At 72.7% G+C, this 6,147-nt stretch carries 7 protein-coding genes; 6 read left to right on the forward strand and 1 reads right to left on the reverse strand.

What is annotated here, in order from left to right; translation table 11 throughout:
• On the reverse strand, positions 1-235 hold a 235-nt coding region (locus NQ160_RS16610), incomplete at its 3' end, for an acetyl-coenzyme A synthetase N-terminal domain-containing protein (RefSeq protein WP_306853555.1).
• Positions 236-639: 404 nt separating this feature from the next.
• On the opposite strand from NQ160_RS16610, the gene NQ160_RS16615 reads away from it, so the two are divergent.
• The 6 genes from NQ160_RS16615 to NQ160_RS16640 form a co-directional block, all read left to right on the forward strand.
• Positions 640-1,899 carry a TadA family conjugal transfer-associated ATPase gene (locus NQ160_RS16615; protein ID WP_374113669.1) on the forward strand — a complete coding sequence of 420 codons (1,260 nt, stop codon included), beginning with the start codon at positions 640-642 and terminating at the stop codon, positions 1,897-1,899.
• Entirely contained in the window at positions 1,896-2,783 is an 888-nt protein-coding gene (locus NQ160_RS16620) for a type II secretion system F family protein (RefSeq protein ID WP_257516273.1), read from the forward strand. The genes NQ160_RS16615 and NQ160_RS16620 overlap by 4 nt, the downstream gene beginning before the upstream one ends.
• A gap of 34 nt (positions 2,784-2,817) precedes the next feature.
• Positions 2,818-3,027 (forward strand): DUF4244 domain-containing protein, encoded by a 210-nt coding sequence (locus NQ160_RS16625; protein WP_257516274.1) that lies wholly within the window; start codon positions 2,818-2,820, stop codon positions 3,025-3,027.
• Complete coding sequence (locus NQ160_RS16630) at positions 3,027-3,368, forward strand: TadE family type IV pilus minor pilin (RefSeq protein WP_257516275.1); 342 nt, start codon at positions 3,027-3,029, stop codon at positions 3,366-3,368. The genes NQ160_RS16625 and NQ160_RS16630 overlap by 1 nt, the downstream gene beginning before the upstream one ends.
• The gene (locus NQ160_RS16635) at positions 3,368-3,694 is read left to right on the forward strand and encodes an Rv3654c family TadE-like protein (protein ID WP_257516276.1); all 327 of its coding nucleotides are present in this window, start codon (positions 3,368-3,370) and stop codon (positions 3,692-3,694) included. Before NQ160_RS16630 ends, NQ160_RS16635 begins: the two co-directional genes overlap by 1 nt.
• Before the next feature lie 183 nt (positions 3,695-3,877).
• Positions 3,878-6,147 (forward strand): thioester domain-containing protein (locus NQ160_RS16640; protein ID WP_257516277.1); only part of this gene is annotated, 2,270 nt, incomplete at its 3' end.

Below are 6,147 nucleotides of genomic sequence, written 5' to 3' on the forward strand. Positions count from 1 at the left end.
CATTCAGCTCGCCGTCGGCGAACCAGGTCGCGAACGGGGGGTTGGACCAGTCCAGCACCTGTGTGAAGGGCTTGTGCCAGTGCAGCAGCTCCCGGGCCTGGTCGGCCCAGAATCCCTCGCGGTCGGCGGCGGCCTGTTCGTACAGTTCGCCGGTGGCCACGGCGTTCGCGGCGAAGTCTGCGGGCGGGGCGAATCGGCGGGTCTCGTTCAGCAGGTGGTCGATCTGGCTGCTCATGTCGGCGCGCTCCTTTGCGGGTCGGCGTGACGGGCTGACCGTCATCGCGGGCCACTCTATTGAGCGCCCCGAGGCGGTCACTACTGCCGATAGTGGGGGATGCCGGCTCCCACGGCTCGGATCCGACGGCGCGCCGGGCGCCGGTTTTGCCCGCTCGACAGCGGTTGCGTAAGCTCGTTCTCAGTCGAATTCGGTTCTGGCTCAGCCGAACAGGGTTCTGGCGCATGCAACGCCCGTCCTCCCCCCAGGACGGTGTTCGTTGTCTGGCGGCATCCCATCCCCCCCATGGGATGCCGCCATCTCTTTCTCCGCCCGTTCTCCCCAGATCGCCGTGATGGGCGTGTCCTCCACGGATCAGGGTCGAGGTACCGCGCAGGGTCTGCCCGCCGGCCTACCGTCGGCTCATGACCAGCGCCTTCGTCGTCCTGCCCCGCCGTGTCGGCGCGGCTCCCGACGTGCCGAGCGCCGCCGGCGCCGAGACGCCGCGGCGCGCGCTGCCGCTCACGGTGCCGCCGGTGGTGGTTCCGGGGCCGGCAGCGCGCGCGGTTCCGGAGACGGTGGAGTCGTCGGGTGCGGTCCGGCTGCAGCGGTGGTCGCCGGGCGCGGTTCCGGTGCCGCGGCAGGGCAGCGTGCAGCAGGGGGCTGCTCCTCGGGAGCCATCTCAGGCGGGGGGCGCGGCGGCTCAGCGGCCCCGCCCTGAGTCGGCGCGACCCCCGTCCGCACTCCGCGTCGTGCCGGCCGACGCCGCCCTCGCGCCGCTCGCGGCGCTGCTGACCGATCCCGATGTCACCGACCTCTTCGTCAACGGCGGTGACGGACTCTTCGTCGACCGCGGTCGCGGCGCGGAGCGCGTGAGCGGATGGCGCATGTCCGAAGGCGAGGTCCGCACCTTGGCGGTCGACCTCATCGCGCTCGGTGGCCGCCACCTCGACGACGCCACTCCGTGCGTCGACGTGCGTCTCGAAGGCGGATTCCGCGTGCACGCGGTGCTGCCGCCGGTCTCGCGCGGCGGCACCGTGATCTCGCTGCGCGCGCCGGCGCCGATCATCCCCGACCTCGACGCGCTGGGGGACCTCGGCATGTTCGGCCCCCGCACGCGCGAGCTTCTCGACGCCGTCGTTGACGAGCGCGTGAACGTGCTGGTCACCGGCGCCACCGGGTCGGGAAAGACGACGCTGTTGGCGGCCCTGCTCGACCGGGTGCCGCACTCGCAGCGAGTGGTGACGATCGAGGATGTCGCCGAGCTGCGGCTGCGGCACCCGCATCACGTACGGCTCGAAGCGCGTCAGCCGAACCTCGAGGGCGCCGGAGCGGTGTCGCTTGCGCGGCTGGTGCGAGAGGCGCTGCGCATGCGGCCCGATCGGCTCGTGGTGGGGGAGTGCCGGGGCGAGGAGGTGCGCGACCTGCTCACGGCCTTGAACACCGGGCACCACGGCGGCGCGGGAACCCTGCACGCCGGTGCCATGGGCGACGTGCCCGCCCGCCTGGAGGCGCTGGGCGCCCTGGCCGGCATGGACGAGCGCGCCGTCGCCCGCCAGGTCGTCAGCGCGATCGGGTGCGTCGTGCACGTCGCGCGTGGGGCGGGCGGTGCGCGCAAGGTCACGGGGATGGCGCGGCCCGTGCTGGCCGGCGGGGCCTTGTCGCTCGAGGCGGTGCCGCGGTGATCGGCCGGCGCCCCCGCGCGCAACCCCCCGACGCGGATGCCGCGGCGACCACGGTGCTGCAGCTCGCGGTGCTGCTGCAGGCCGGGATCACACCGCACCGGGCCTGGGAGCACCTCGCCTCGTCCGGAAACGCCACGGCGGCGGCGGTGTGCGCCCGGGTCGCGAAGGGCGCCGCGCTGGCGGCGGCCATCGCCGCGGCGGGCGGCACGTGGCGTCATGTCGCCGACGCCTGGTCTGTCGCGATGACCGTCGGAGCGCCGTTGGCGGCGAGCCTGCGCGCGGTGGCCGAAGCGCTGCGCGACGCGCAGGCGGCCGCCGACGACGTGCGAGTCGCGCTGGCCGAGCCGGTCGCCACCGCGCGTCTCATCGCCTGGCTGCCGCTGGTCGCCGTAGCCCTCGGCGCAGCGCTCGGGTTCGACGCCGTGGGGGCCGTCTCCACCCAGCCGCTGGGTGCGGCCGCCGTCGTGGCGGGCGCCCTGCTCATGTTCGGCGCGCGCGGATGGACCGCCCGGCTGATCGCCCGCGCGCAGCCGCCGCCGGGGGTCCCCGGGCTGGACGCCGAGCTGCTCGCCGTCGCCCTCGCCGGCGGCGTCTCGATTCCCCGTGCGCGAGATCTCGTCACCGCGACCGGCATCGGGGAGCACCCGCGCACCACTGCCGTGCTCGAGCTCTCGCGCACGGCCGGTGCCCCGGCGGTCGAGCTGCTGCGCGCCTACGCCGCCCATGCCCGCCACCGTGCCCGCGTCGAGGGGCGGCTGCGTGCGGCGCGATTGTCGTCACGGCTGCTGCTGCCGCTGGGCGTGTGCACGCTCCCCGCTTTTCTGCTGCTCGGGGTGGCACCCATGCTCCTCGGCGTGCTCGCGACGACCCCGCTCACGCTCTGACCCGTGCCCGAACCACCTCACGACAAGGAGAATCATGACCCGCACACCCGACACCCTTCCCGTACTCACCCGCCGTCGCGCGGCGCGACTGATCGCCGACGAGAGCGGCGCGGCCACCGCGGAGTATGCGGTGGCGACCATGGCCGCTGTCGCCTTCGCTGGACTCCTGGTGGTGATCATGCGCTCCGACGAGGTGCGCGGCATCCTCACCGATCTCGTGCGGCGCGCGCTCACGGTCGCCTGATGAGCAGCCGCCGGTGGGACGACCGGGGGTCGGCCGCCGCCGAGCTGGCCGTCGCCCTGCCGGCGGTGATCATCGTGTTCCTGCTGTTCGCCGGGGCACTGACCGCATCGGGCCGCCAGGTCAGACTCGAGCAGGGCGCGGCGCAGGGTGCCCGGCTGGCCGCGCGGGGCGAAGCCGACGGGCGTGTGCAGGATGCCGTGTCGCGCGCGGTCACCGGGGCTGCCGCCGCCATCGGATCCGACGGCGACCTCGTGTGCGTCACGGCCACCGCGCCGACGGGACTGCCCTTGCCGCTCGCCGAGCTGCGCGCCACCGCGTGCGCCGTGGGAGAGGGGCGCTGATGCCCGGTACCGTCGCCGCCGTCGGCGTGCTCGCCACGGGCCTGCTGCTCGGGGCTTCACTGTTGAGCGTCGGGACCGCGGCGGTGTGGAGCCAGCGGCTCGCGGGCGCCGCCGATGCCGCCGCGCTCGCCGCCGCCGACGCGGCATCCGGTGCCGTCGCGGGCGTGCCGTGCGAACGTGCCGCGCACGTCGCCGCCACCGTGGGGGCGGAGGTGATCGCGTGCGAGCTCGACGGCCTCGTGGCCACCGTCACCCTCGGCGCGACGTACGGGGTCATGCCCGTCTCGGTGGCCGCGCGTGCGGGTCCGCCCCCCGCTGCGCCGTGACGCAGTGACGGACGTCACGGATTTCTCATAGCAGCCTCCAAATTGAGCCGCGAATGTCGCCGTGGTTATCCTGTCGCCGCGACTCTAGCGGTGGTCCTGACCGTCAGCTTCATTCGTCCGGGCCACCGGTGGGGTATGCGGCGTGGTCAGTCCGCCGCATTGCCAGCACGTCGGAAGGCAATCATGAGCTCACACTCCTCTTCCCCCGCCCGTTCCCGCCACCGCAAACACGGTCTGCTCGCGCTTGTGGGCACACTCGCCGCCGCAGCCTTGGTGGCGACGCCGTTGACGGCCGCACAAGCGAGCATCGACGACGCCGCCCCGGTGGCCGACGCGAGAATCGGACCGAACACCGAGATCGTCACCAAAGCCCCCGCCGAGGGACTGCGGACCACGGTCTATCTGCCACCCACGGACACCGTGCCCAACCCCGCAACCCCGTATCCGGACGATGCAGCGGCGGACTTCACCTCGCAGTACGGGTTCATCGGCATCATCACCACCACGTCGGTCGATGACCCGTCCCTGATCGGCGAGATGTACTGCATCTCCGTGCGCATTCCCGCCGCCGCCGGCATCAGCTACCAGTCGGGGACGTGGTCCGAGGCCAATGTGCCGAACATCGGTTACGTCACCTACATCCTCAACAACTACTTCCCGGCGGTCGCAGCGCCGGCGGGCCTGACGCCCGACCAGCAGGCGGCCGCCGTCCAGGCGGCGATCTGGTACTTCACGGACGGGGTGGTGCTGGGCGACGATTCGCCTGTTCGCGCTGCCACCGAGGCGATCATCGCGGACGCCCAGGCCAACGGGCCGGTCACCGAGCCGGCGGCGCCCGAGGTGGCGATCAACCCGGCATCCGTCTCCGCACCCGTGGGGAGCGCGGCGGGCCCCTACGTCGTCACGGCCGGGGGCGCCGCGGCGGTGACCGTGAGCGTGCCGGACGGCTACACGATGTACAGCGACGCCGCCGCCACGACGCCGATCCCGAACGCGAGCAGCGTCCCATCAGGCACATCCATCTGGATCACCGGGCCCGGGGTGACGGGTGTGGAAACCGTCCTGAGCGCCCGAGCCACCGTGACGGTGCAGCGCGGCAACATCTACCTCTACGACGGCGACACCCCGTTGTACAGCGACGCGCAGCCGCTGATCCTCGCCGAGACGACGCAGTTGGATGCCGTCGCGACCGCGACGGCGGAGTTCTTCACCACCGGTGACCTCACCGTCAACAAGGCGTTCGCCGGTGCGGCGGTGGGCCAGCAGGGCGCGGCCCAGCTGGTGATCGACTGCGGCGAGGGGTACACGTTCACGCAGGACATTCCCGCGGGGACCAGCACGACCCAGACCTACACCTTCACCGGCATCCCGGTCGGCAGCACCTGTACGGTCACCGAGCCGACCACCGGGGCAACCGCCGAGGTGGGCGTCACCACCGATGCCCCGCAGACGGCCACGATGGTGCCCGAGGGGCTGGCGCTGACCGTCACCAACACGGTCGAGATCAACCCGGGCTCGCTCAACCTCGTCAAGGTCATCGCGGGCGGCGCGGCCGGTTCGCAGGACGACGTGTCGGTGGGCATCATGTGCACCAGCGGTCTGGAGGAGATCTTCGTGATCCCCGCGGGATCGGCGGCGGGTGAGTACGAGCAGTCGTACACGGGCCTTCCCGCCGGGGACGAGTGCACCGTGACGGAGCTCGCGACCGGCTCCAACGCCGTCGTGGAGGTGACGACGGACGCCCCGGTGACCGTGAGCATCGCACCCGGTGCTGCCGTCGAGGCGCGCGTGACCAACACGGTCGAGCTCCGGCCCGGGTCGCTCGCGCTGACCAAGACCGTGACGGGTGACGCGGCCGGCTCGCAGTCGGAGATCCAGGTCGGCGTCATGTGTGACAGCGGGCTGGATGAGACCTTCACCATCCCCGCCGGCGCGGCGGCCGGTGACTACACGCAGAGGTACGAGCAGATCCCTGCCGGGTCGGAGTGCGTCATCACCGAGCGGGAGTCGGGGTCCAACACCGAGGTCGAGGTCGTGCCCGGTGACCCGGTCACCGTGACGATCGAACCGGGGGCGACTGCTGAGGTCGGCCTCACCAACACGGTGACCTTCAAACCGGGCTCGCTACGCGTGGTCAAGGTCATCAACGGCACGGGAGCCGGGCAGCAGTCCGCGATCTCCCTGTCGGTGATGTGCACCAACGGGCTGGCTGAGACCGTCGATATCCCCGCAGGGGCGGCCGCGGGGGAGTACACGCAGACGTTCGGCGGCCTGCCCGCCGGCACGGAGTGCACCGTCGCCGAGCCGCAGACCGGTGCGAACGACTCGGTGCGCATCGTCGCCGACGACCCCGTCATGGTGACGGTCGCGCCGGGTGCCGAGACGGATGCGACGCTGAAGAACACCGTGCTGCGGCTGCACACTGCGGCCGGTGGGGGGCTGGCGATGTCCGG

It is taken from the genome of Microbacterium sp. zg.Y909, from assembly GCF_024626565.1.